The organism is Microbispora catharanthi (genome assembly GCF_006334915.2).
Lineage (GTDB): Bacteria > Actinomycetota > Actinomycetes > Streptosporangiales > Streptosporangiaceae > Microbispora > Microbispora catharanthi.
The window spans coordinates 153,073-178,107 of record NZ_VDMA02000013.1; the positions used below are offsets into that span (position 1 = coordinate 153,073).

A 25,035-nucleotide genomic window follows, 5' to 3' on the forward strand; every position below is an offset into this window, starting at 1 on the left:
CGGATCAGCCGTTCCCCGAGTCGAGCAGGGCGTCGATCTCCTCGTCCGACAGGCCCGCGAGCTCGTCGAGCAGCCCGGCCAGCTCCTCGTCGTCGGTGTCGGCGAGCTGCCGCTCCTCGATCGCCTTGGCGACCTCGGCGACGGTGAACGAGGTGGTGTAGAGCGTGTCGAAGGGCAGCTCGACGCCGAACTCGGCACGCACCCGCGCCATGAACTGCACCAGCCGCAGCGAGTGGCCGCCCAGTTGGAAGAAGCCGTCGCTCACCGAGGCCGGCGCCACGTCGAGCAGTTCGGCCCACATCCGCATCACGGTCACCTCGACGGGACTCGCTCCGGCCACCTCCGCCACCGGACGGGCGGCTCGCATGGCGTCGAGGATCGCGTCGGCGCCGGTCAGCCGGGTCGCGATCCGTTCGACGGCCGCCCAGCCGGCGGGAGCGGCGGGTTCCGCGATCCGGATGGCCTGTACGGCCTGGTCGGGCCCCGCTGCCCTCTCCTCAGCAGGGCCCGGCGCGTGGACGACGGCCGCCGCGGCGCCCGCGTCGAGGACGTACCAGGCCGCCTCCTCGCCGTACGGCTCCACCGTCGCCGGCAGGGCGGCCAGGAAGTCCCTGGCCGGTTGGTTGCGCTCGGTCGCCCGGAAGGCCAGGGCCACCCGGGCCAGCCCGCGCTCCCGCGCGAGCACCCCCAGGTGCGCGAGCATGCGGTGCTCCACCCCGCGCCCGAGCGCCCGGCAGCTGAGCAGGAACGCACCGGCGCGCAGCGTGTCCCCCTCCGTCCGCACGTCGGTGAGGCCGACGACGCCGTAGTCCCCGAAGCGGTCGCGCACGTCCACGACGAACTTCTCGTCGCCGTCCAGGCGACGCACCCCCGAGAGGTTGAACTGGTTGGTCCGCTCGGCGAGCTGAGCGGCCCGGGCCTCGTGCTCGGGACCGGCGGGGGTGATGGTCACCCGCAGGTCGAGCGTGGCGAAGAAGTCGGCGAGGGACATCTCGTCCCTGGCCTGCTCTCGCTGCCGTTCCTCCTGGTAGCGGCGGGTGCGCTCGCGGTCGGCCTCGGTGACCGCGGTCAGGTCGAGGGGCCAGCAGTGCCGGAGGAAGGCCGCCGCCTCCGCGGCACCTGCCGGGAGCCGGAGGGTCAGCACCTCGGGGCAGCCGGCCCGGACCTCGGCGCACTCGACCGGGCTGTCGTCGAGGAAGACGAACGAGTCGAGCCCGAGGTCGAGCTCGGCGGCGAGCGAGCGCAGCGACTGAGACTTGGCCTCCCACCCGACACGCATCGCGGCGACGTCGTCCAGGCCGACCGGCAGCTCCGGATGCCGGGCGAACACCTCGCGGACGTCCTTCTCCTCGTTCTTGCTGCACAGGCACAGCAGCCTGCCTGCGGCGACCTGGCGCGCCAGCTCCCGCCAGATCTCCATCCGCTCCGGGCCGATGACCACGCCGTCGGGACCGTCCTCGCCGACCACGCCGTCCCAGAGCGTGCCGTCGCAGTCCACGGCGACGACCTTGGGACGCGGGGTGGTCATGGCGTGCAGGCGGCGGGCGGCCGCGGCGGCCAGCGCGGCGAAGTAGCGGTCGGTGTAGGGGACGTTGCCGGTCCGGTCGGCGAAGGCGTCGTGGACGGCCTCCGGCGCGGGCTCGTACGGCTCGGCGGAGGTGAGCACGGAGACGGCCCGGTCGCCCTCGAACGCCCGGGCCAGACTGGAGGCGAGGCGCGCGTGGGCCTCGGGTGAGCCGTGCTCGGGCGAGGGAGGGCAGACGACGAGCACGTGGGGCGTGCCGGACGCGCGTGCCGAGGTTCGCAGCGCGGCGGCGAGGTCGGTGGCCACGGCCTCCACCTCGTCGAGCCCGTCCTGCTCGGCGGCCAAATCCCCGGCGACCAGATCTTCCGCCCGGACCAGCACGACGGCGGCGCCGGCCCGGCCGAGCACGCTGCCCGAGTCGAGGAGCGAGGGGAAGACCTGGTCGTACGGAGCGAAGGCCACCTCCCCCTCGACGCCGAGTTCGGCGAGCCAGAACCGCAGGGCGTCCCCGAGCGGCTCGGCGGTGAAGGTCGCGGCGACCCCAAGTCCGATCTTGTTCACTGCGTTTTCCCTTTCGAGAGCGCGATCAGTCGGACATGGCGACGAGGATGCGGCGGGAGCCGGTGAAGGGCCTGCGGCCGTGCCCGACCAGCACGTTGTCGATCAGCAGCAGGTCGCCCTTCCGCCAGTCGACGTCCACCGCGTTGTCCAGCCCCCGGTCGCGCACCTGGATCACGTACTCGCCGGGGATCGGGGCGCCGTCGGGGAACGTCACCGACTGCGGCAGCTCCTCCGGCGGCATGAGTTCGGCGAGCATGGCGGCGGCCTCGTCGCCGAGCGAGGCGGGGTGCCACTGGTCGGCCTGGTTGAACCACACCTCGGCCCCGGTCACGGGGTGCCGAGTGGTGGCGGGCCTGATCTGGGAGATCCGCACGCCGCCGTCGGGCCGCCACTGCCAGTCCGCCTCGATGCGGTCGAGGAAGCCGGCCACCTCGTCGCGGTCCTCGGTCTCGAACGTCTCCTGCCAGCTCTTGCCGAGCCCCCGACCGGCGTGCAGGTTCTGGGTGTAGCGCACGCCCTTGGCGAAGGCCTCCCTGACCTCGTCCTCGAGCGACTCCAGCCAGCGCACGCCGTCCACGACGGGGGTGGCCCCGCCGGTCTCGGCCGCCTTCTCGCAGTAGAACAGCAGCCGCGAGGGCCAGGTGGCGGAGTACGACAGCTCGTTGTGCATGGAGATCGTGTACTCGGGCGGGTACTCGGTCGAGGTGTAGACGTTGCCGCCCACCTTGGTGCGGGGCGAGTTGCCGTGGACGTACGCCAGCCGGTTGGGCAGCAGCATGTCCATGACGGGATCGAGGGTCTCGGGCGTGACGCCGAACCCCCGGAAGACGAGCGCCTTCTCGCGGACCAGCAAGTCGCCCAGGTTCAATCCGCGCAGCCGTTCCATCAGCCCCTCGGGCGTGGCGGCGGAGCCGTCCGGGGTTATTTCCAGGGGCTTCCAGAAGTCGTCCATGCGTCCTCCTTCTGCACGGGATCGGGCCGCGGCCGAGCACGGGGAAAAGTTGAATTAAGGAGGCAGGCGGGCCCTCGAATAGGCGGCGCCCCTGCGGAAAGAGATTCCGGCGGCCAACATAGAACCCGGATCGGGTCACGCGCAAGAAACATGTTTCATCCGGTTCAACTCGACGACGTCAGTCAAATTATCCGACATTCGCCTGTGTCCATCGGCAATGCCGACGACCACTCATGTTCTGCGGTCGGCAGGCGATGACGGAAGGTCGATTTCCCAATACTCTTCGCACCTGATCGCAGGTAGAAGTGAGGCTTGCGTTACCCAACGTGCATCCCGTATCGTAAAATAACCACTTTCGTGGGAGCGCTCCCACGCATCTCGACTCGAAACGCGGCGAGATACGCGGCGAGATCCTGCGAAATCGACGATCAAGCGTTTTCTGGTTCAACCACTTTTCTGCGTGGTCAGCTGGTCCTGCGCATAATTTGCGCAGAGAGGAGAACGCTCGGTGACGATATCGCCGACGACTGACAACGAGCATCTAATAGCGTCGCTTTCCCCACGCAGGCAGGAGGCCCTGCGCCGGCTCCTCGCCGCCAGAGCCGCCAGGGCCGCCGCCGCGGACGCGATCACCCCACGCGGCGAGGGACCCGCCCCCTGCTCCTACGAGCAGACCCAGATGTGGCTCGGCGCCCGCTTCGCCGAGGGCGCTCCGGCGCCGAACGCCACGATCGGCCTGCGGCTCACCGGCCCGCTCGACACCCGGGCGCTGACCGTCGCCCTGGACAGCCTGGTCGAACGCCACGAGATCCTGCGTACGGTCTACGAGGGCGACGGGCACGAGCCCCGCCAGATCGTCCTCGACCCCGGGCCGGCGCCGCTCGACGTCGTCGACCTGCGGGACCTGCCGGAGCCCGAGCGGGAGGCCCGGGCCCGGGAGATCACGTGCAGGGCCGCCGTCGAACGCTTCGACCTGGAGACCGGGCCGGTCCACCGCACGACGCTGGTCCGGCTGGCCGACGAGGACCACGTGCTGATGTTCGTCTGCCACCACATCGCATGCGACGGGTGGTCGGTCGGCATCATCGTGGACGAGCTCACCGGCGTGTACGCGGCCGCCCACGAGGGCCGTCCCGCCGAGGTGGCCACGCCCCCGCTTCAGTACGCCGACTACGCGGCCTGGTCGCGGCGTGAGCTGACCGGCGAGCGGCGCGAGCGGCGGCTCGCCTACTGGCGCGACCGGCTCGACGGCGCGAGCGCGGTGGAGCTTCCCATCGCGCGGGACGGTCATGCCGCCACCGAGGGCAACCGGAGCGACTGCCACCTGTTCACGCTGCCGGACGAGGTCCTGCGGGCGCTGCGGGAGGTCGGCGGCCCGGGAACCACCCCGTTCGTGGCCCTGCTCACGGTCTTCTCGATGCTGCTCGCGCGCTACACCGGGCAGGGCGACCTGACGATCGCCACGGTGGACGGCGGCCGGCGCCGGGTGGAGCTGGAGCCCGTGCTGGGCTGCTTCGTCAACGCCCTGCCGCTGCGCGCCGACCTGTCGGACAACCCCTCGTTCAGGGAGGCGGCGGCCGGGGTGCGGCGCAGGCTCGGCGAGGCGCTCGCCAACCACCTGCCGTTCTCGGAACTGGCCGGGGCGCTGAGCGACCGGGACGCCCGCAACTTCTCGCTGTCGACCGTCGGCTTCTCGCTGCGCGTCTTCCGCGACCAGCGCGGGCGCTGGCCCGGACTGGAGGCGTCGGTCTGGGAGCACGAGGTCGACGACTTCACCTACGACCTCGCGCTGCTCGTGCACCTGAACGGCACCGGCGACCCCGAGCTCTATCTGACCTACCAGAAGGACCGGTTCGACGCGGACTCCGTCGTCCGGATGGCCGGGCACTACCGGGCGCTGGCCGAGCGGATCGCCGCCGCCCCGGACACCCCGCTGGCCGACCTGGAGATGCTCACCGACGCCGAGCGCGACGTGGTGCTGGGCGCCTGGAACGACTCGGCCCGGCCGTACCCGGACGTGGCCCTGCCCGAGCTGCTGGAGCGCCACGCGGGCTCCGACGCGGTCGCGGCCTCCTTCGAGGGCCGCACGACCACGTACGCCGAGCTGCACGCCCGCGCCAACCAGGTCGCCCACCTGCTGCGCGAGCGGGGCATCGGCCCGGAGGACACGGTGGGCGTGCTGCTCGACCGGAGCCCGGACCTCATCGCCTGCCTGCTGGGCGTGTGGAAGGCGGGCGCGGCCTACCTGCCGATGGATCCCAAGTTCCCCGCGCAGCGCGTCCGCGACATGCTGTCGATCGCCGCGACCCCGCTGGTCCTGACCTCGGCGGGCTACGCTCATCTCTTCGACGGCGTCCGCGTCGACGTCGTGGACGTGGACGGCGGCCTGCTCGACGAGCAGCCGCGCGACCCGGCCGGCGTGCCGTACGACATCGACCGGCTGGCCTATGTGATCTTCACGTCGGGGTCCACCGGCAAGCCGAAGGGCGTGCAGGTCACCCACCGCGGTCTGGTGAACCACGTGTGGTGGGCCGTCGAGGACCTGGCGTCCCAGGGCGACGGCGGCGCGCCGCTGTTCGGTTCGGTGGCGTTCGACCTCGTGGTGCCCAACCTGTGGGCGCCGCTCGTCGTGGGACAGCGGGTCACCGTGCTGGCCCAGGACTTCGACATGGGCGAGCTGGGCGCGCTGCTGGTGGCGGGCGGGCCGTACGGCTTCATCAAGTGCACCCCCGGCCACCTGGAGGTGCTCGGTCACCAGATCGACGCCCGGCAGGCCGCGGCGCTCGCCGGGAAGATCGTCGTGGCGGGCGAGGCGCTGCCCGGCTCGATGGCCAACCGGTGGCTGGAGATGCTCGGCCCGGGCCGACTGATCAACGAGTACGGCCCCACCGAGGCCTCTGTCGGGACGTGTATCTATCCCGTGCGGGACGCCCAGCTCGTGGAGGTCGTCCCGATCGGGCGTCCGCTGCCCAACATGCGGATGTACGTCCTGGACGCCAACCGGCGGCTGCAGCCGGTCGGCGTGCCGGGCGAGCTGTACGTCGGCGGCGTGGGCGTGACCCGCGGCTACATGAACCGGCTGGACCTCACCGAGGAGCGGTTCCTCCCCGACCCCTTCCACCCTGTCTCCGGGAACGAGGGCGGGCGGATGTACCGCACCGGCGACCGGGTGACCTGGACGCGCGACGGGAACGTGGCCTTCCTCGGCCGGTTCGACGACCAGGTGAAGATCCGCGGCTACCGCATCGAGCTGGACGAGGTGCGGGCGGCCGTCCTCGATCACCCCGGCGTGCGCGACGCGGTCGTCACCGTGCACGCGTTCACGCCCGAGGACAAACGGCTCGTCGCCTACTACGTCCCCACAGGTCCGGAGTTATCCGAGCTGGCAGAGCACTGCGCGGCGCGGCTGCCGGAATACATGATCCCATCGGTGTTCGTGCCGCTGGAGACCATCCCGCTCAACGCCAACGGCAAGGTGGACCGCAAGGCGCTGCCCGATCCGGTGGTGCGGGTGGGCGAGGACCTGGCCGAGCCGACGACCGAGACCGAGATCGTGGTGGCCGGGGTCTGGCGTGAGGTCCTCGGCATCGAGGCCGTCTCGATCGACAACGACTTCAACGCGCTCGGCGGCCACTCGCTGCTGCTCATCCGCATGGTCGCCAAGCTGCGCCAGGCGCTGCCCGCCGACGGCTACCAGGTGACCGTGCTCGACGCGATCGCCAACCGCACCGTGCGGGAGCTGGCCGCGCTGATCGACGCCGCCCGGCAGGCGCCGGAAGAGACCGAGGACGGCCCTCGCGGCCTGCTGGTCGAGCTGACCCGGCCGGTGAAGACGCCGACGCTGTCGCTGGTCTGCATCCCGTACGGCGGGGCCAGCGCGATGATCTACCAGCCGCTGGCCGACGTGCTGCCGGCCGGGCACTCGCTGTTCTCGGTCGCCCTGCCGGGCCACGAGCTCGGGGTCGAGGAGAGCACGATCCCGTTCCACGAGGCCGCGCAGCGGGTGTGCGACGAGGTGATGGAGCGGGTGCGCGGCCCGGTCGCGCTGTACGGCCACTGCGTCGGCAGCGCGCTCACCACCGAGATCGCGCGGAGGCTCGAGGCGGCGGGACGCCGGGTCGAGGCCGTCTACGTGGGCGGCAGCTTCCCGTTCGCCACCCCCACCAAGGGCCTGAACGGCCTGCTCGGACGGATCTTCCGCAGCAAGGCGCTGGACAACGCCAACGCGCACGCCAACTGGCTGCGCGCGATGGGCGCCGACCTGCAGGACCTCGACCCCGATCAGGTCGACCACATCATCCGCACGATGCGGGTGGACGCGCGGGCCGGCGAGGACTACTTCAGCGAACTCGTGGAGCAGCAGAGCCCGCAGCTGCGCGCCCCGGTGATCTCGATCGTCGGCGACCGCGACGCGCTGACCGACTTCTACCAGGAGCGCTACCGCGACTGGCACTGCGTCTCCGAGACCACGGCGCTGGTCGTGATGGCCGAGGCCGGCCACTACTTCCTCCGATACCGCACCGAGGAACTGGCCGCGATCGTCACGACCACCCACACCGCCGTGGAGAGTCCCGGCGAGTGGCGGCCGCGCCCGCCCGACGACCCGGCGACGTGGTGGCGACAGGCGCTGTCCGCCGACCGGCGGGCCGACGTCGCCGGGCCGCAGCCCAGCCTTGGCCGGTTCTTCACGGTGGCGACCGGTCAGATCGTCTCCATGATCGGCGCCGTGATGACCGAGTTCGCCGTGCCGATCTGGGCGTACCTGAAGAGCGGCTCGCTGGTGCAGTTCGGGCTGTTCGCCATCATCGGGCTGGTGCCGGGGCTCGTCCTCGCGCCGCTGATCGGCGCGCTCGTCGACCGGTACGACCGCAAGCGGGCGATGCTGGCGGCCGACGGCATGTCGCTGGCCGTGCAGGCCGCGCTGCTCGCGCTGATGGCGAGCGACGGGTTGAGCATGCCCGTGCTGTACGCCCTGCTGGTGGTGCTGTCGATATCGGTGACCCTCCAACGGGTGGCCTGGCAGTCGGCGGGTCCGCAGCTCGCGCCCAAGCACTATCTGCATCACGTCGGCGGCGTCGTCCAGCTCGGCAACGCCGTGGCCCAGCTCATGGTCCCGCTGTTCTCCGTCGCCGTGCTGGCGTTGATCGGCATCGAGGGCATCCTGACCGCCAACGTGATCTGCTACGCGATCGCGTTCGCCGTGACCCTGCTCGTGCGCTTCCCGGCCACGATGGCCTGGCGGCGCAGGGAGACGGTCTCCGCCGAGATCCGCAACGGCTTCCGCTACCTGCTGCGACGGCGGGGCCTGCGGGCCATGGCCTTCACGATGTTCATCGTGAACTTCTTCCTGTTCACCGGGTTCATCATGATCTCGCCGCTGGTGCTGTCGGTCGGCGAGCTGGCCGACACCGGGCGGGTGGCGCTGCTCGCCGGGATCGGGGCGGTCTGCGGCGGCGTGATCATCACGCTGTGGGGCGGCCCGCGCGACCGCCGGATGTTCGGCATGCTGTCGGCCGCCGGCGTGCTCGGGATCTTCTGCGCGATCGCCGGTCTGCGCTCGTCGCTCGTCCTCATCACGGTCGGCGCCTTCGGCATGTCGCTGATGATGACGATCAGCGACGGCATCTGGCTGACGATCATCCACTCGAAGGTGCCCCAGCGCTACCACGCCCGGGTCATCGCGATCAACCGGATGCTCGCGCTGTCGACCCAGCCGGTCGGCCTGGCCGTACAGGCCTGGCTGGTGGGGCTGGTCTTCGAGCCGCTGATGCGGCCGGACGGCCCGCTGGCCGACACGGTCGGCACGGTGATCGGGGTCGGCGAGGGCCGCGGCATCGGCCTGCTGTACGTGGTGTGCGGCCTGGCCATCGCGTTCACGATCACGCTGGCCCTGCGTCACCCGGCCCTGGCGCGGTTCGACCAGGAGACCCCGGACGCCGAGCCCGACGACCTGGTCGGTCTGGAGGCGCTGCGCAGCCGCCAGGAGGAGGCGAGCGTTCCGGCGCAGCGGGTCCCGGCCGAGCTCTGAGGTGCTCTGACGGATGAATGGCCTACGGGCCGCCGGGTACGGCGGCCCGTATGGACGAGAAGAAGATGAACCCGAAGCAGCTCGCAGAGGAGCTGGCGACCAACGCGCAGGACGACCCGCGGTTCAAGAACCGGACGCCCGGCATCCGGGCCACCCGGCAGGGGTCGGTGGAGAAGGCGGACCAGGACGCCGCCGGCATCGTCGGCGGGACCGGCGTGTCGGGCGGCGGGGCCTCCGGAGGTGGAACGTTCGGGCAGCCGCCGACCGGACGGCTCGACGACGACCAGCTCGCCGACACGGTGGCGGGCACCGGCCTGCCGCCCGACGACGAGGAGGACGAGGGCGACCAGTAGATCTCAGCTCAGGCGGAAGGTCGGGCGGCCGCCCGGACCGGTTTCGGCGTCCAGCGTCTTGCCGCCGACGGCCTGGGCGACCTGTGCGTCGAGGAAGACGCGCACGTCCGCTCTCTTGATCACCTCGTCGCCCGAGAAGGGCGCGCTCACCAGCGAGAGCTCCAGCGAGGCGGGCTCGCCCGGCTTGGCCGCGATGCGCAGGCCCGCCTCCTCGGGGAGGTACTCCCCCACCATCAGATCGCGGATCGCCTGAACGGCGTGGTCGGTGACTGTCAGCACGACGCGCCTCCTAGGTGTCTGCTCACGCGTCCTCGGGCTTGCGCCGCCGGTTCATCGCGAGCCATCCGGCGTCCCAGGCGGCGTACCTGCGGTGATCGAGACGGCGGCGGACGAGGGAGAGGCACGCCAGCAGGGCCGTCAGCGACAGCGCCGCCGTGGCCGTTCCGGACGCGACGCCGTCCGCGACCGTGTCGATCCGGCTCCGCGGGCCGTCGCCCGGCCTGCCGTCGCGGTCCAGCCAGATCCGCACGGGCGTGCCGGCCGTGGCCGCCGAGGGAACCGGCGCCTGCCCGGTCACCGTACGGCCGTCGGCGGCCGTCCAGGCGACACCCGTGCGCAGCCGCGCGGCGGTGCCCTCCACCGCGACCCAGGTGGCCGCCGGCGCGTCCCGCGTGACGGTGGCCGTCACCCAGCGCCCGGAATGCTCCTCGGCCACGCCGCCGCGATACACGGCGGCGCCCACGGCGAACGCCGCGACCAGGCTCAGCACGGCCAGGATCAGGAAGGCGAGAACGGCCGCGGACTCGACGCGGTCGGTTCCGCGCCGTAAGGGATTGCCGTCGGGCAGGTAGCGTCGCACCCGCATCGTCACCGGGCCAGATCGCATCGCGTCACCCCTCCTCCTTCTCGTGCGCCGGTTGTCTCACTCGCCCGGCTCCCGGAACCGCGGCGCGTCCGGCGGAGGGCCGGAGGACTCCTGGATCAGCGCGTTCAACGTGGTGTCGTCGGCGATGGCGTGCTCGAACTCGGGTGTGTCCTCCAGCGCGGTGATCCGCTCCGGTCGCCGCGCCTCCCGCTCCGCCTCGTCCCGGGCCCGTACGGCCTCCTCGATGGCCTCCAGCATCTCCCGCCGGCTGTAGGAGCCCTCGGGGATCTCGTTCAGGAGGGCGAGGGTCTCGGCCGACACGTGGATGTCCGCGGCGGCGGCGGAGTAGAGGTCGCGGCGCGTCACGCGGAGGCGGTCGTGGAACACCTCGTCCACGACCTGGCGCAGCCGCTCCGTCTCCGCAGGGTCAGGCATGCCTTCTCCTTCCGCTCTCTCCTTACCCCCCGCGGTGCGGATCCCACGCCCTCACGGCCCTTCCCCTTGCAGATCGGCGGCGAGGTCGACGAACTCCTGGATGAGCCGGCCGCGGCGGTCGGCGTCCCACGCGAGGCAGACCTCGTTGGGCGGGAAGTCCCGGACGGGCACATGCGCCACGTCGGAACGGGTGTAGAAGGTCGCGGCGGACAGCGGGAGAATCACGACGCCACGCTCCGCCGCCACGTGTTCCAGCTTCTCCTCGACCGTGCGCACCGCGGGTTCCGTCCGGGGAGCGTCGCCGGGCCACTCCGGCACCGCGGCGGGGTTCTGCAGCAGGCACTCGCCCGCCAGGTCGGCGACGTCGACGGCGTCCTTGCCCGCCAGCGGATGGCCGGCCGGCAGGACCACGACGCGCGGCTCGGCGAACAGCGGCCGCAGCCGCAGCCCGCGCCGGTCCACCGGCAGCCGGACGTAGCCGACGTCGGCCCGCCCGTCCCGGATGACGTCGATCTGGTCGTCCCAGCTCGTACGGAGCACCTCGACGGTGAGTTCGGGGTGCCGGGCGGACAGGGCGCGCACGGCCGGGGTGACGATCAGGCCGGGCATGAAGGCCACGGTGAAGGTCCGGGGGCCGCGGGCGGCCCTGCCGACCCGCCGCCGCAACGCCTCGGCGGCGGCGAGCAGCGGCCGGGCGTCCTCCAGGAGTTGCTCGCCGGCGGGCGTCAGCTCGGTGCCCCGCCTGGTGCGGACGAACAGCTGGGCCCTGAGCTCGCCCTCCAACGCCCTGATCTGCCGGGACAGCACGGGCTGCGCGATGTGCAGCGCCTCGGCCGCCCGCCCGAAGTGCAGCCGCTCTGCGACCGCCACGAAGTAACGCAGCTTGCGCAGGTCCACGTCCACCGGCGCCTCCTCGCAGGGCTGATGCCCTGAGGGTATTACAGGCGCCCGGACAGGTCTTGGACGCCCGCCCACGTGCGATCGCAAAGTGGAGACACCTCCGATTTGGCGAAAGGTCACCACCATGAAGCTTCACGGGCAGCGCGTCGTCGTCCTCGGCGGCACCTCGGGCATCGGACTGGCCACGGCACGCGCCGCGGCAGAGGAGGGGGCCGAGGTCCTCGTGGCCTCCAGCACTTCGGCGGGCGTCGACCGCGCGCTGGCGGCACTGCCGACCGGCGCCCAGGGCCGGGTCGCCGACCTCTCCCGGACCGGACGCATCCGCTCCCTGTTCGAGGACCTCGGCGAGATCCACCACCTCGTCTACACGGCGGGCGAACCGCTGGATCTGACCCCGCTCGCGACGCTCGACCCCGAGCAGGCGAAGTCGTTCTTCACCGTGCGTTTCTTCGGCGCGCTCGCGGCCGTGCAGGCGGCGGCCCCGCACCTGCGCCCGGGCGGCTCGGTGACGTTGACCACCGGGATCGCCAAGGACCGGCCGGGCCCCGGCTGGGCGGTCGCGGCCGCGGTCTGCGGCGCGGTGGAGTCCCTCATCAGGGCGCTCGCGGTCGAACTCGCTCCGATCCGGGTCAACGCGATCTCGCCCGGCGTGGTGCGGTCCCCGCTGTGGGACCGGATGGACGAGGCCGACCGCGAGCGGATGTACCGGGAGACCGCCGCCGCCGTCCCCACCGGCCGCGTCGGCGAGACCGACGAGGTCGCCCATGCCTACCTGTTCGCCATGACCCAGCCGTTCGCCACCGGCACCGTCATCACGGTCGACGGGGGCGCGATCTTGGTGTGAGCACCTTGGAGAAGCGGTCCGCGCGAACCGTTCACGTACCGGCCGGAGCCGATCAGTATGGCGGGAGTAACCCGATTCCGATCACGGGAGGCCCGGCATGTCCGACGCGCTGCTTCGCGACCCCTACCCCGTCTACGCGAAGGCCCGCGAGACCCCCGGGCTGACCTTCCTCCCCGAGATGAACGCCTGGCTGGTCTCCAGGGACGCCGACGTGCGCGAGGTGCTGCGCGGTCCGGAGGTCTTCTCCTCGGCCAACGCGCTGCGCGGCGACTTCGTCCCCGAGCCGTCCGTGCTCGCCGAGCTCGGCAAGGGCGTCGGCGGCGCGCCCGTCGTGGTCACCTCCGACGGGGCGGCGCACCAGCGCTACCGGGCCCCGCTCGTCCGGGGGCTGTCACCCGCCCGGATCGCCTCGGTCGTGCCGTTCATCCGCGAACGCGCCGAGTCGCTCGTGGACGCCTTCGCCCCGGTGGGCCGGATCGAGCTGGCCGGCGCGTACGCCAGAAGGCTGCCCGGGGAGGTGATCGGGCGCCTGCTGGGCCTCGACCCCGAGCACGTGCCTCAGGCGGTGGAGGCCGGCTACCGCGCCGAGGAGCTGTTCTTCCTCCCGGTCGGGGAGGAGGGGCGGATCGCCGCGGCCCGCGAGGTCGTCGCCCTGCAGCATCTGCTCGACGAGTACGCACGGAGCCGCCGGGAGGACCCCCGCGACGACCTGTGCACCGAGATGGTCCAGGCGCTCGCGCCGGGCGCCGGGCCGCTGACGCGGGAGCAGCGGGCGGAGCTGGTGTCGAACCTGCAGAACCTGCTGATCGCCGGCCACCTGACCACGACGGCTCTGATCTGCACCGCGGTGCTGCATCTACTGCGGCGACCGGAGCAGTGGGAGCTGCTGTGCGCCCGGCCCGAACTGATCCCCGACGCGGTCGAGGAGGCCGCCCGGCACGACGCCCCCGTCCAGGCGTTCCGCCGCGTCACCACCCGGCCCGTGACGCTCGCCGGCACCGACCTGCCCGAAGGCGCCACCGTGCTGGTCGCGTACGGCTCCGCCAACAGGGACGAGGCCAGGCACGACCGGCCCGGCGACTTCGACGTCACCCGGCGCGCCCGGCGCCATCTCGCCTTCGGGCACGGCGTGCACTCCTGCCCGGGGGCGCAGCTCGCCCGCGAACAGGTGCGGATCACGCTGGAGATCCTCACCCGGCGGTTGCCCGGGCTGCGGCTCGCCGAGGACCGGCCGGTCGTCATGGCCCCCACGCTCATCCACAGGGGCCCGGAGGAGCTGTGGCTCACCTGGTGATGCTCCTCAGGCGAGCCAGTCCAGCCACTCGCCGTGCGGCCCGGCCATCGCGAGCGGCTCCCCGTCGAGCGCGGGCAGGAACGCCAGCCGTCTTTCCGGCAGGTCGGCCGTCAGCTTCGGGAGCAGGGAGGGCAGCCGGGGCGAGCCCTCGTTGGAGATCCACCGCACCGGCAGGTTGCGTACGAGCGCCACGAAGCGGTCCCGCGCCTCGGCGTCGAGGTAGGGCATGACCGCGCTGTGGAAGACGACGACCGTCGCCCCGGCGGGCGCGGCCGCGACGAGATCGGACAGAGCCGCCGCGGCGTCCCCGCGCACCAGACGCGGCGGGTCCTGCCTCGCCATCCGCACGGCCCCGCGCAGCCGCGCGAGCCGGTCCCGCTGTTCCGGCCAGACGAGGCACTCCAGCCAGCGCACCGCCTCGTCGTCGCGTACGTCGATGGGATCGGGGTCCAGCCCGGCCCGCCACACGACCTCGGGGAGGCGCTGCGGCACCGGCACCTTCCCGTTCGTCCGGCAGGTGAGCAGGACCGGGCTTTCGGCCGGCCCGATCTCGGGCCCGTCGTCGTAGCGGTAGCGGTAGCGGTCCGGGTAGAGGCACAGCCCCGCCGAGGCGCCCACCTCCACCAGGGCCAGCGGCTGCGGCAGCGTCGCCAGCACCGGCAGCAGGCTCGCGCACCGGCCCGCCTCGTTGGTCTGGGTCCGCCGGGCGAGCATCGTCTCCCGCACCTCGGCCCAGTGGCTCACGGTCCACTCCCGGAAGCGGCCGAACTCGTCGTACGGCCCGCCGAGGAAGCGCACGGCGGCCAGCAGCAGGTTCGGCTGCCGCTTCGGCTCCGGCAGGCCGTCGATCAGTTCGAGCAGCCCCGGGTCGGCGGCGATCCCGAGAGCGAGTGCCTCGTAGGCGAGGCTGTGCCCTCTGACCTCCCGCTCCGCGAAGTACCGGTACCACTCCGCCGTCTCCATGCCGCCTCCCCGTGGAACGCCGAGGACCCCATCAAATCAGCCCGAACCCAGCCGGCACCGGCAGCTACCGCTGGGCGACCTCGATCTTCTGCCCGCTTTCTCTCTCGATGACGGTCCGCCCGTTCAAGGGTGCACGAAGATGTAGCCGCACATCGAAGCGGCGTCCATTGTCTGGCAGGTTCATCGTCCCCCAGGACACGAGGGGCGCGCACGGATTTCTCAACTGGACGCCGATTGTCACTTGAGAGGGCGACTCCCGCACTTCCGTGTCCGTCACTTCCCAGCAGAAGCGGCCGTCGTCATCCTCGGACTTGTAGACGATGAACGTCGCGGTCAGCGTCTGCCCATCGGGGGACGGCGTTACCCAGGCGATCGTCTGCCAGTGTGCTTTGCGGACATTCGCCGTCATGGCGAGCGCCGCGAATAACAGCAAGGCAGCAGACAGAGCCACGATACCGGGCTTCTTGCGCATGATCGAGGGCATGACGAGCCTTACTGGCAGCGAGCGCCATCTGGGGGACGGCAGCAGGACAGGAAGATCACGGAATGTGACGGAAGGCCCGTAATCCTGTGCGAGCTACCAGGCCTTCCTGAGGTGCCTTGATGGCGTAGTTGCGGCTTACCGACCGGAGGGCATCTACAACAAGCAGCGGTTACGACCCATCGGGTGATCGGTAAAGCCGAACACGCTGATGACGCACGTTCTCCAGAACAGTCCGCCCATCAAGCGGCTGCTTCAAATGAAGTTTGACGCGCCGCACGTAACCTATAGCGATGGTTGACTTGGATGGGCGCGGACAGTCATCTTGCACCCGAACGCCGATGATTACCTGCGACGCCGACTCCTCTATTTCCCTTTCGACGATTCGCTGGCATTGCTCCTTATCACTCTCCGGCCTTTTGAAGGTCAAATCCACGGTTAATGCCCGCCCGCCTTCAGACAGCATCGCTGACGGTATGTCCTGCCATCCAGGCCCACCGCAGGCCGTTGCAGCCAAAGCGGTAAATCCCACGAGGAGGGCGAAGGTCGTTTTCTTGCGGGCGGACATAATCATGGATTCAGAGCCTGTCCTGTCGGCGTTTCATGACGTCGCCGCCGAATGCTCGGCGAGCGTCCAGGATATCGCTCTAGTTGAGCGTATATATAGGGCCTCAATAACCGCCGCCGCTAGTGATTCCCTTGGCGATTGTCGTGAGACCGAGTCGCCGGAGTCCATCGTCGGGATGGCGGCTGTAGCGGTCGGTGGCGGCGGCGATGTCGGTCCAGCCGATCAGGCGGGGCCCCGGCGGGAGGCTGGTGACGGCGTCCGGGCCATCACCATGAGCATCTCGACGAGATCGGCGCCCTTGGCGGTGAGGTGGTACTCGTAGCAGGGGCGGGCGTCGCAGGGCGGCCGCTCGAGCACACCCTGTTCGACCAGGTGGTCGAGCCGCTCGGTGAGCACCTTGCGGGAGATCCCCAGGTCGGCCTGGATGTGGTCGAAGCGGCACACCCCGGCCCACACGTCGCGCAGGATCAGCGGCGACCAGAGCTCGCCGATCACGTCCGAGGTACGCGCGATGGAACACGCCATCTCCCCGAACCGCGTTCGCGGCATGGGAGCAATCCAGCAAATGGGGTTCCCTTACGGAACCTCGGATGCTACCTTTCTCAGAGTCTCTTAAAGAAACCTCGAAAGGGATCCGATGACATTCATTAGGCGCTTCGACCACGTCGGCATCACCGTCGCCGACCTCGATGCCGTGACGGCGTTCTTCGTCAGCCTCGGTATGGAGGCCGATCGGAAGATGGCCGTCGAAGGCGAGTTCCTGGACACGGTGATCGGCATGACCGGCGCCCGCACCGAGATCGTCATGCTGCGAGCGCCCGGCGGAGGTACGACGCTGGAGCTCTCGAGCTTCACGCGGCCGGACCACCTCCCGGGTTCGCCTGCCGCGCCGGCCAACGAGCTGGGCCTCCGCAACGTCGCCTTCGAGGTGCACGACCTCCACGCCGCAGTCGACCACGCCGCAGCCGACGGCTACGGCCTGGTGGGAGGCATCGGCGAATACGAAGGCGTGTGGCGGATGGCCTACGTCCGCGGGCCCGAAGGAATCATCGTCTCGTTGGCCGAGCGCATCGAGAAGTAAGGAGACATCATGAGCACGACCGTGACCGACGAACAGATTCGGGCTCTGGCCGCGACCGCGAAGCCCTACAGCCTGGCGCTCCTTCAGTGGGGGCCGGAGCGGACCATGGACGGCGCGGACGCAATCGAACTCGAACACCAGCGACGCATGGTATCGCTGCGCGCCGAGGGAGTGATCGCGATCCTGTGCCCGGTCGGCTCCGACACCGTGGCCGGCGTCGCGATCATGACCGTGCCGGCCGAAGAGGCCGCGGAGATCATGGCCGGGGACCCCTGCGTTCGAGCCGGGATGATGCGCTGCGAGGTGCACCCGTGCCACGGCTTCCCCGGAGACGCCCTCCAATGATCATCAGGGGTCGCGTTTGTCATCTCATCCCGCCATCACGGGTCTCAGGCCGGTCGGTCCCAGGCCCACAGGCGCTCGCCGTCCTCAAAATGATCGGTGGGCAGCAGGCCGATCCGGCCGGCCACCGTCATGGACGCCTGGTGATCGGGATGGATGTGGGCCTCGATGCGGGCGACACCGCGCGCACGCAGCCAACCGGCCAGGGCCGTCGCGGCCTCCGAGGCGTACCCGCGGCCCTGCCACGCGGTCCCCACGACCCACGCGACCTCGGCCCGCCGCCCCTCGTCCTCCACGGTCGCCTGGACGTAGCCGACCGCCCGCCCGTCCGTGTGGCGGCGGATGATCCAGTTGAGCCACTCCTGCCGCCCGTCCGGAGAGCAGCGGGCTTCGAGCGCGGCGTACCGGGCGCGTAGTTCCGGCAGGGTGGGCGCGGCTCCGCCGATGAAGGCGTACAGCTCCTCCCCCGCCAGCACCTCCGCCATCTCGTCCGCGTCCTGCACGGTCAGCGGCCACAGCGTGAGCCGCACCGCCGAGATGGTCTCCATACGCCGAAGTCTCCCCCGTCCCGGCCCGTACGCCCAACGGCTTTTCGCGGGTGGCCGGATAACCGATCGATTCCTGGCGGGCACGGCGGACATCATGGCGGGCATGAAGCACCGCAAGGGTTCCGAGCGCGCCCGCCGGGAGGCGCTTGTCGAGCTGCACGGCTCGCTGGACCGCCGCTACCGGCCGGAGGACGTCGCCGAACTGGTCCTCCAGGCACTGGACGGACGGCTGTCGGGCCGCGAGCGCCTCGTGCTGGGCCGTGCCGCGCGGCACTCCTCGCGCGGCTCCGCGTGGTTCACCTCGATGTCGAGCGACTACGCGCGTCCCGTCGGCGGAGCGCGTCAGGTGGCGACGGCGGCCCGGCTGTTCGGCGGTCCGGCGGAGGCGGACCCCGACGACCCCGAGTCCCTGCTGGCGTACGCGAGCACGGTCGGGCGCTCCATCGCATGGACGCCCGGCCGGACCGATTTCCTGGCCGACCGGCTCAACCGCGAGGCCCGGGAGGCCGCCGGGATGGACCTGTCGAAGCGGCAGTACAACCGCCGGTTCCGCATGCTGCGCCGCATCGCCGCGAAGGCGGGCACACTCGAGGTAGAGCGGGACAAGCGGCGGCTGCTGCTGATCGGTGTCACCGGCTTCGGCGCGCACATTCCTCTGGAGAGGTTCGTCGCGGACCCGGACGCCGCCTGCTTCGTCGCGTACTACACCGCGCGCCGCAAGCTGCGCCGCGAGTTCAGCCTCTCCGGGCGGGACAATCCTTTCGACGAGATCGCGGAGGTCCTGCTCCGCCGGTGCGGAGACGATGCGGACTGGTGGGTGATCGCGCAGGTCCGGTCCACACCCGACGTGCTGGACCGTCTCACCGACGGGGAGCGGGGACGGCTGCTCGGTCAGTGGTCCGCGGTGATGCGGCACAGTGCCCGGCTCCTGGGCCTGCGGTGGCGGGCGACCACTGACCGGGCGACGATGGTCGTCCGGCCCGGCGACGACTCCAGCACGTGGAACTCTCTGGCGGGCGCTTACAACGCGGCCCGCGCCGGGTGGCTCGCGTGCCTCGCCTCCCTGAACGCTCTGGAGTTGCTGGACGCGTCCTGCCCCGGCAAGGCGATGCGGCTGATGGCCGCGGACCTGGCGGCCTGGCACCGCTCGACCGGCGGCGACGTCGATCCCGGCACCCAGGTGTGGGCCGCGCTGCCGCCGCCTTGGGAGGTGCTGGACGGCACGGCGTCCTGCACCCGTGCCGATGTCGAGGCGGCCTGCCGTACGGCGGGGCTCGACCCGGAGAAGTCGGGCTGGACCGCGCCCGCGCCCAAGCGCCGTGTCGCGGCGTTCCGGCCCACCCCCGAGCTGGTGCACGGGGTCGCCGTCGCCGATCCGGTGTGGGCGGCCCTGCTGCGCCGCGCCGGGGTGTTCAGCGGCGGGCCCCTCAGACCCGACCTGGCTCCGGAGGCCCTGCACGGGCTTCAGAGCCGCGTCGTGATCGGTGACCTGCCCTCCGCCGTGGAGACGGATTAATCCGTGGCGCGGCCGGGAACGGTCGAGCAGACTGGAACCCGGCCCGCCGTAGTTCAGCGGTAGAACGCCCGGCTCTTCATCCGGGTGGGCGCCGGTTCGAGCCCGGCCGGCGGTGCCCACACGATGGAGCGGTCTCGTCGTAGCTCAGTGGTAGAGCGCCCGGCTCGGGCCCGGCGCCGGTTCGAGCCCGGCCGGCGGGGACCTCCATGGCGTGGATCATGGTGACGTGGTCGAAACCTTCGAGACGCTCGTCGCCAGGGCCGCGCCGGGCCATCAGTACGTGCTGTGGGACCTGTGGACGGCCCTGTTTCGGGCGGCGGCCCATCGCGAGCACGCCGAACGCGCTCTCGACGCCTTGGCGGCGGCCCCGCCCCGGCTGTGGCCCGAACTCGACCCGGCGCGGCGTCGTGGCTGGTACTCCGCCCTCATGGACGTGACGACACCCGTGCCGGACACCCCGCTCGCCGTGCTGGCGGCGGCCTGCGCCTACGACGGCCACGAGCGGGAGCGCGCCGTCCGGCATCCCGCCATGCGCCGCGACCCGCGGCTGCTGCCGATCCTGGTGATCCGGGCCGCCGACTGGGTGACCGAGGTGCGGTCGGCGGCGGCGGACGTCCTGGACCAGGTGCTCGCGACGCCCACCGCGACCGTTATGGAGACCGTGGCACCGGTCGCCGTACGGCTCGGGAGACGGCGTCGCGGCGAAGCGGTCGTCCGAATGGTGCGTGACGCGATCACGCGGGCGAGCGACGAGGTCCTCACGGCCCTGCGCAGCAGCGCCGACATCCCCACCCGCCGGTTCGCTTACCGGGCCTGCCTCGACGGCGGTCGCCTCGGCGAGGCGGACCTGGTCCACGCTGCGCAGCACGAGGAAGACATGGCCTGCCGGACGCTGTGCGCGGAGGCGGTCGCCGGGCTGGACCGTCCCGACCTGCTGCGGGGACTACTGGCGAACCGGGCGGCCCGGGTGCGTGCCACGGCGATGACCGCACTGGTGCGGCTCGGCACCCCGGAGCACGGGGAGCGGATGCTCGGCGACGGCTCCCCCGTAGTGCGGCTGACCGCGCAGTGGGCGGTCCGGCGGGCGGGCGGCGACCCGGCGGAGTTCTACCGCCGCCTGCTCGATGAGCGGCCGGGTCACGGGCTACGGCACCTGGTCGCCGGGCTCGGTGAGTGCGGCACTCCCGCCGACGCCTCGATCGTCCTGCCGCACCTGGCCGACGAGAGCCCCCGTGTGCGGGCGGAGGCCGTACGTGCCGTGTCTCGCCTGGGAGCGCGGGCCGACCTGGCCGCGATGCTCGTCGATCCCGCGCCGGTCGTCGTACGCCACGTCGCCGAGGCGCTGCGCGACGCGCCCCCGCCCGAGGATCGGCTGTGGCCGTTGCTCGACGGCGGGCGTCCCCCGCACGTACGACGGGCGGCCCGCCGGCTGCTCGCCGGGACGGACAGGTGGAACCGGCTCAAGGCCGACCTGATTCTTCTGTCCGGGCCGGACGAGTCGCTCCGCGAGCGGGCTCGGGCCGGTGTGGACGACTGGCTCGCCCGCCAGGCGGCCACCGCGTACGCGGGACCCCCTGAGCCGCTTTGCCGCGAGCTGGCGGCACTGGTCAAGCAGACGTACGACGCGCTGGGCGAGCGGACCGCGCGCGTCCTCACCTGGCACCTGCGAACGGCCTGCGGTCCATAGTGCAAGATCGATACGGTACGCGGATGATCGGACCCCCGTGGGCGCGTGTCGTACGACCGGCGCTCGTGGCCGCGCTCCTGATGGCAGGGCTCGCGGGCGAGCCGGACCTCATGGAGGAGACGGTGACGTGCTCCTCCATGTCCATGGGCGACACCGTGTCGCTGTCCTGCGACGATCCCGAGTTCGAAGCGAGGATCAAGGCCAACGCGCTCACCGCCGAGGAGGCGAAGGCCATCGGCTGCCCGCCGATCCGGTGGGAAGACGACGGGACCGCGACGGGAAGCGAGGAGCCGCAGGAACCGGTCTTCGTGGGCGACGAGCCCACGTACGTCCTGCGTACGCCCGATCCGGCGATCGCCGCCCGGGTGAACCAGGCGTGGGACCGGATCGAACGCTGGCTGGGCGCGCACGCCTCGGCCACGCTGCGGAAGCTCGAGTTCGGCGCCGGCCCGCAGGCCCTCGCCGGGTGGGAGGCCAATCACGGCCGCCGCCTGCCCGACGACCTGTACGCCTCCTACCTGCGCCATGACGGCGCCGACGGCAACCTGGGAGAAGGGTTCCAGCTCCCCCCGTCGTACGGCCTGCTCGGTCTGTTCGAAATCGACTCCTTCAACTGGGGCAACTGCCAGGACCTGGTGATGGAGGGTGACCTGGACGCGGCCGACCCCGAGGACGGGCGGTGGCACGGCAGCTTCCTGGCCATCGGGAGCGACGGCCGCGGCCGGGAGCTGTTCGTCGAGCCGCGTACGGGGCGTGTGGGCGAGGCCGCGTCGGAGGAGAGACTGGAGTACGACGGCCCGATGGGCTGGCCGTCGCATGTCGCGATGCTGGAGGCGCTGGCCGGCGCGCTGGAGCGGGGTGTGGCGCTGCGCGACTGGTATCCGGTCGTCACGGCGGGCTGCGAGCTGCGCTGGGCCGAGGACCCGGCCCCCGTGCGGCCGGGCTGCGCCGGCGGCCCCCGGCCGTCCCCCAGCCCCACGCCCACCGTGGAGCCGACCCCGGAGAAGCCGACGGCCGGGGAGCTGCGGGCCGGCGGGTGCCTGCCGCCCCGCCGTACGCCGCGGGTGCGTATGCCGGGGCCGCGTGCCATCGCCGAGGTGAACGCGGTGTGGCGGCGCGTCGAGCGGTGGCTGGCGCGAAAGGCCCCCGTCACGTTCAAGCGGCTCCGGCCACCGGCCCGCCCCCTGGACATCGCCAGGTCGGAGGCGGCGATGGGGCTGCGCTTCCCCGACGACCTGCGCGCCTCGCTGCTGCGGCACGATGGCGCCGGCTCGCTGGGGTTCGGCCCCGCGCCCTTCTACGAGCTGATGTCCGCCAAGCACATCCACTCCGAGTGGAAGATGCTGTGCGACATCGGCGGCGACTCGCTCGGCTACTGGTGGAGCGGCCACCTCATCCCCTTCGCTTACGCCATCGACGGCGGAAACCTCTTCGTCGACACCCGTACGGGCAGGACCGGCGAGTTCTTCAACGAGGAGGGGCTCACGCTGGAGGGCGACGTGGTGTGGCCGTCCTACCTGGCGCTGCTGAAGGCGACCACGAGGTCGCTGGAGACCGGCAGGCCGATCCGCGGCTGGCGGCCGAAGGTCGTCAAGGGCGAGCTGGAGTGGGAGAGCACCACCCGGCGGTAGCCGCGATCACGCCAGCCGGGCGGCGATCCCGTCGAGGACGAAGTCGAGCCCGATCACGAAGCGTTCCTCCGGCGTGGGACCGGCCGGATGGGTGAGCCATTCCGTGAGGTGGGGCAGGCCGCCGTCGGCGGCGGCCAGTTCGCGGAGCGTCGCGATGGCGGCGTACAACCGGGCGTCGTCGTCCAGGCCGTGGCGCCGCTCCAGGCGAGCCTCCTCGCTCTCCTGCAGGGCGCTGCCGAGAACGTGCCGATCGATCAGCACCGCATAGGTCATGGCGTCACCGACGGTCGCCCCCCGCCGTACGAGGACGGTGAGCATGAACTCCAGTCGCCGCATCATGTGCGGGCCGGCCGGAGGGCGGGCGTGGACCAGCACGGCGAACCAGGGGTGCCGCGATGTCATCCGCCGGGTTTCCAGGGCGAGCGTGCGCAGATCGCGGCGCCAGTCGTCACCGGGCTCTCCGGGGAGCGGGATCTCGGCCGTGGCCGCGTCGAGCATGAGGTCGAACAGGCCCTCCTTGCTGTGCACGTGCCGATAGAGCGCCATCGGCGAGTACGGCCCGAGGCGGGCGGCGACCGCCTTCATCGTCAGGCCGTCGAGTCCGGCCTCGTCGGCCACGCGGATCGCCGCCGCCGTGATCTGCTCCCGGTCCAGCCCGCGCCGGCGCGGCTGCTGCCGCTGGGTCCAGATCAGCGGGAACGCGTTCGTCTCTCCCTCGCCCACGGCACAAGTTTACGCTATAAGCTATGCGTATACGACATAAACTTTCCAAAGTCGGAGGTACTGATGACGCAGGCGGCGATCGACGCGTACGAACCGCCGGGGATCCGGCTGGGCATCGTGAGGGGCGTCAGCTACGGCCTGTTCGGCCCGCCCGGCACGTTCGTCCCCCAGACCCGATCATTGGGGGCCGGGATCGTACGGGCGTACGTGTACTGGAGCCAGGTCGAGCCCGAGCCGGGCCGCTACCGCTGGGACGTGGTCGACGCGTTGCTCGGCCAGCTCGACGGCGACGAGGAGGTGTGGATCACGCTGTGCTCCAGCTCCCCGTGGGCCACCCGGACACCGACCGACTTCCTGCCGCCCTCCCCCGCGCACGACCTGAACGCCTACGCCGAGTTCGTACGCCGGGTGGTGCGCCGCTGCGCCGGGCGGGTGCACTACTGGCAGTGCGACAACGAGCCGAGCAACACCGATCTGCTGTGGGCGGGGACCGCCGACGAGTACGTCGCGCAGCTGAGGGTCATGTACGCCGCGGTCAAGGAGGCCGACCCCGCGGCCGCCGTGGTGCTCGGCGGGTGCGGCTACGACGTGCTCGGCAGCGAGGCGGGAAGCGAGCCGTGGCGCTTCTTCGCGCAGGTGCTGTCCGGCGGCCGCGACGCCTTCGACCTGTTCGACGTGCACCTGTATGGCGACACCGCCGCGGTCCCCGCCCACATCGAGGCCGTGCGGGAGCTGATGCGGGCGCACGGCTGTCTCAGGCCGGTGGTGGTGGGCGAGTACGGCGCGCCCGTGCCGTTCGAGTTCCCCGACGCCCAGGCCGTCATGTACGAGGTGTTCGCCGAGGCCTTCACCGGAGACGCGCAGGCGCAGAGCACGGATCAGCCGGCCGCGCAGAGCACGGTTCAACCGGCCGTGCAGAGCACGGTTCAACCGGCCGTGCAGAGCACGGTTCAACCGGCCGTGCAGAGCACGATTGAACTGGCCGCCAGGGCGCGGCAGGACACCCCCGAGCGACGGGCCATGGCCGCGTTGTACGCGCGGATGCCGCAACTGCCGCCCCGGCTGCGGATGTTCATGGAGGGGTGCCCGCCCGAGCTCGAGGCCAGACGACACCGGATCAACTGCCGTCAGCTCGTCGCGTGCACCCTGCAGGCGCTCGCCGCCGGGGTCCGCCGCACTCTCTACTGGAACCTCGCGCCCGAGGTCCCCGGACCGGCCGACCCGCTGCAGATCATGCATCTGATGTTCGGCAAGCTCGCCATGCTGGGCTACCGGGACGGCGAACTCGCCGTCCGGCATCCGGCGGCGGACACCTTCGCCCTGCTCACCGCGCAGCTCGCGGGGGCCCGCCGGGTGACCCGTGTCCAGCCCGCCGACCCGCCCGGCCTGTACGCGTTCGAGGTCGAGCGTGCCGGACGGGGGCCGCTACTCGTGCTGTGGGACCGGCGCGACACGGCCGACGACACGGCCGACGGGGAGGACCAGCCGCCCGTCCCCGTCTCCTGGCCCTGGCCCGCCTCCAGCGCGACGGCCGTGGACGCGTTCGGCGAGCCGCTCGCCGTCGAGGTCCGCGACCGGCGGCTGCGCGTGGCCGTTTCCGGCACGCCGGTGTTCGTCAGCCCCGTCGTCAGCCCCGGGACCTGATCGGATCATCTTGTGATCGGGGCGAGCGCCGGGCCGCCTCCGCGCTGAAGCTCGCCGGGGAGCAGTCAAGGGTTCACGGCGTTTTCCGACCCTC

The 25,035-nt window shown here is 71.7% G+C and carries 21 protein-coding genes and 2 tRNA genes; 12 read left to right on the plus strand and 11 right to left on the minus strand.

The window, feature by feature from the left end; genetic code table 11:
* Positions 1-4 precede the first annotated feature (4 nt).
* Positions 5-2,086, minus strand: coding sequence for an HAD-IIIC family phosphatase (locus FH610_RS24060; protein ID WP_139576980.1), 2,082 nt, complete (start codon positions 2,084-2,086; stop codon positions 5-7).
* Between the two features lie 25 nt (positions 2,087-2,111).
* The gene (locus FH610_RS24065; RefSeq protein ID WP_139576984.1) at positions 2,112-3,038 is read right to left on the minus strand and encodes a TauD/TfdA family dioxygenase; all 927 of its coding nucleotides are present in this window, start codon (positions 3,036-3,038) and stop codon (positions 2,112-2,114) included.
* Between the two features lie 508 nt (positions 3,039-3,546).
* Between FH610_RS24065 and FH610_RS24070 the strand changes: the two genes are divergently transcribed.
* On the plus strand, positions 3,547-9,066 hold the full coding sequence (locus FH610_RS24070; protein WP_139576989.1) for a non-ribosomal peptide synthetase/MFS transporter: 5,520 nt from the start codon (positions 3,547-3,549) through the stop codon (positions 9,064-9,066).
* Positions 9,067-9,116: 50 nt separating this feature from the next.
* Positions 9,117-9,419, plus strand: a complete 303-nt coding sequence (locus tag FH610_RS24075; protein ID WP_139576993.1) for a hypothetical protein — start codon at positions 9,117-9,119, stop codon at positions 9,417-9,419.
* Between the two features lie 3 nt (positions 9,420-9,422).
* Here FH610_RS24075 and FH610_RS24080 read toward each other — a convergent pair whose 3' ends face one another.
* Genes FH610_RS24080 through FH610_RS24095 form a run of 4 tightly spaced genes read right to left on the minus strand, consistent with a single transcriptional unit; the run spans position 9,423 to position 11,622 of the window.
* Complete coding sequence (locus FH610_RS24080; protein WP_139576997.1) at positions 9,423-9,698, minus strand: iron-sulfur cluster assembly accessory protein; 276 nt, start codon at positions 9,696-9,698, stop codon at positions 9,423-9,425.
* A gap of 22 nt (positions 9,699-9,720) precedes the next feature.
* Positions 9,721-10,305: an Rv1733c family protein gene (locus FH610_RS24085; RefSeq protein ID WP_139577001.1), complete on the minus strand. Its 585-nt coding sequence runs from the start codon at positions 10,303-10,305 to the stop codon at positions 9,721-9,723.
* Positions 10,306-10,341: 36 nt separating this feature from the next.
* Positions 10,342-10,719: a hypothetical protein gene (locus FH610_RS24090; protein WP_139577005.1), complete on the minus strand. Its 378-nt coding sequence runs from the start codon at positions 10,717-10,719 to the stop codon at positions 10,342-10,344.
* Between the two features lie 51 nt (positions 10,720-10,770).
* Positions 10,771-11,622, minus strand: coding sequence for a LysR family transcriptional regulator (locus FH610_RS24095; protein ID WP_139577011.1), 852 nt, complete (start codon positions 11,620-11,622; stop codon positions 10,771-10,773).
* Between the two features lie 121 nt (positions 11,623-11,743).
* Here FH610_RS24095 and FH610_RS24100 point away from each other — a divergent pair, with 121 nt between their 5' ends.
* Both FH610_RS24100 and FH610_RS24105 read left to right on the plus strand, forming a co-directional pair.
* Positions 11,744-12,463 (plus strand): SDR family oxidoreductase, encoded by a 720-nt coding sequence (locus FH610_RS24100; RefSeq protein ID WP_139577016.1) that lies wholly within the window; start codon positions 11,744-11,746, stop codon positions 12,461-12,463.
* A 97-nt stretch (positions 12,464-12,560) separates the two neighbouring features.
* Positions 12,561-13,757, plus strand: a complete 1,197-nt coding sequence (locus FH610_RS24105; protein WP_139577021.1) for a cytochrome P450 — start codon at positions 12,561-12,563, stop codon at positions 13,755-13,757.
* Between the two features lie 6 nt (positions 13,758-13,763).
* Here FH610_RS24105 and FH610_RS24110 read toward each other — a convergent pair whose 3' ends face one another.
* From FH610_RS24110 to FH610_RS24120, 3 genes are all read right to left on the minus strand, one after another.
* Complete coding sequence (locus FH610_RS24110; protein ID WP_139577026.1) at positions 13,764-14,720, minus strand: DUF2332 domain-containing protein; 957 nt, start codon at positions 14,718-14,720, stop codon at positions 13,764-13,766.
* A 64-nt stretch (positions 14,721-14,784) separates the two neighbouring features.
* Positions 14,785-15,192 carry a hypothetical protein gene (locus FH610_RS24115; RefSeq protein ID WP_139577031.1) on the minus strand — a complete coding sequence of 136 codons (408 nt, stop codon included), beginning with the start codon at positions 15,190-15,192 and terminating at the stop codon, positions 14,785-14,787.
* Between the two features lie 799 nt (positions 15,193-15,991).
* Positions 15,992-16,318, minus strand: a complete 327-nt coding sequence (locus FH610_RS24120) for a winged helix-turn-helix transcriptional regulator (RefSeq protein WP_139577037.1) — start codon at positions 16,316-16,318, stop codon at positions 15,992-15,994.
* An 88-nt stretch (positions 16,319-16,406) separates the two neighbouring features.
* On the opposite strand from FH610_RS24120, the gene FH610_RS24125 reads away from it, so the two are divergent.
* Together FH610_RS24125 and FH610_RS24130 are read left to right on the plus strand one after the other, a co-directional pair.
* Positions 16,407-16,850 (plus strand): VOC family protein, encoded by a 444-nt coding sequence (locus tag FH610_RS24125; RefSeq protein ID WP_139577043.1) that lies wholly within the window; start codon positions 16,407-16,409, stop codon positions 16,848-16,850.
* A gap of 9 nt (positions 16,851-16,859) precedes the next feature.
* Positions 16,860-17,195: a YciI family protein gene (locus FH610_RS24130; protein ID WP_139577048.1), complete on the plus strand. Its 336-nt coding sequence runs from the start codon at positions 16,860-16,862 to the stop codon at positions 17,193-17,195.
* A 44-nt stretch (positions 17,196-17,239) separates the two neighbouring features.
* On the opposite strand, the gene FH610_RS24135 is transcribed toward FH610_RS24130, so the two are convergent.
* Positions 17,240-17,740, minus strand: coding sequence for a GNAT family N-acetyltransferase (locus FH610_RS24135; protein WP_139577054.1), 501 nt, complete (start codon positions 17,738-17,740; stop codon positions 17,240-17,242).
* A 103-nt stretch (positions 17,741-17,843) separates the two neighbouring features.
* Between FH610_RS24135 and FH610_RS24140 the strand changes: the two genes are divergently transcribed.
* From FH610_RS24140 to FH610_RS24160, 5 genes are all read left to right on the plus strand, one after another.
* On the plus strand, positions 17,844-19,256 hold the full coding sequence (locus FH610_RS24140) for a hypothetical protein (protein ID WP_205826006.1): 1,413 nt from the start codon (positions 17,844-17,846) through the stop codon (positions 19,254-19,256).
* Positions 19,257-19,298: 42 nt separating this feature from the next.
* Positions 19,299-19,371: transfer RNA gene (locus tag FH610_RS24145), tRNA-Lys, on the plus strand.
* A gap of 18 nt (positions 19,372-19,389) precedes the next feature.
* Positions 19,390-19,456 (plus strand) — tRNA-Pro (locus FH610_RS24150).
* Between the two features lie 26 nt (positions 19,457-19,482).
* Positions 19,483-20,943: a hypothetical protein gene (locus FH610_RS24155; protein ID WP_139577056.1), complete on the plus strand. Its 1,461-nt coding sequence runs from the start codon at positions 19,483-19,485 to the stop codon at positions 20,941-20,943.
* Between the two features lie 23 nt (positions 20,944-20,966).
* Complete coding sequence (locus FH610_RS24160) at positions 20,967-22,574, plus strand: SMI1/KNR4 family protein (RefSeq protein WP_139577057.1); 1,608 nt, start codon at positions 20,967-20,969, stop codon at positions 22,572-22,574.
* Positions 22,575-22,580: 6 nt separating this feature from the next.
* On the opposite strand, the gene FH610_RS24165 is transcribed toward FH610_RS24160, so the two are convergent.
* Positions 22,581-23,297: a TetR/AcrR family transcriptional regulator gene (locus FH610_RS24165; RefSeq protein WP_139577058.1), complete on the minus strand. Its 717-nt coding sequence runs from the start codon at positions 23,295-23,297 to the stop codon at positions 22,581-22,583.
* A gap of 63 nt (positions 23,298-23,360) precedes the next feature.
* Here FH610_RS24165 and FH610_RS24170 point away from each other — a divergent pair, with 63 nt between their 5' ends.
* Positions 23,361-24,941, plus strand: coding sequence for a hypothetical protein (locus FH610_RS24170; protein WP_139577059.1), 1,581 nt, complete (start codon positions 23,361-23,363; stop codon positions 24,939-24,941).
* Positions 24,942-25,035: the final 94 nt, after the last annotated feature.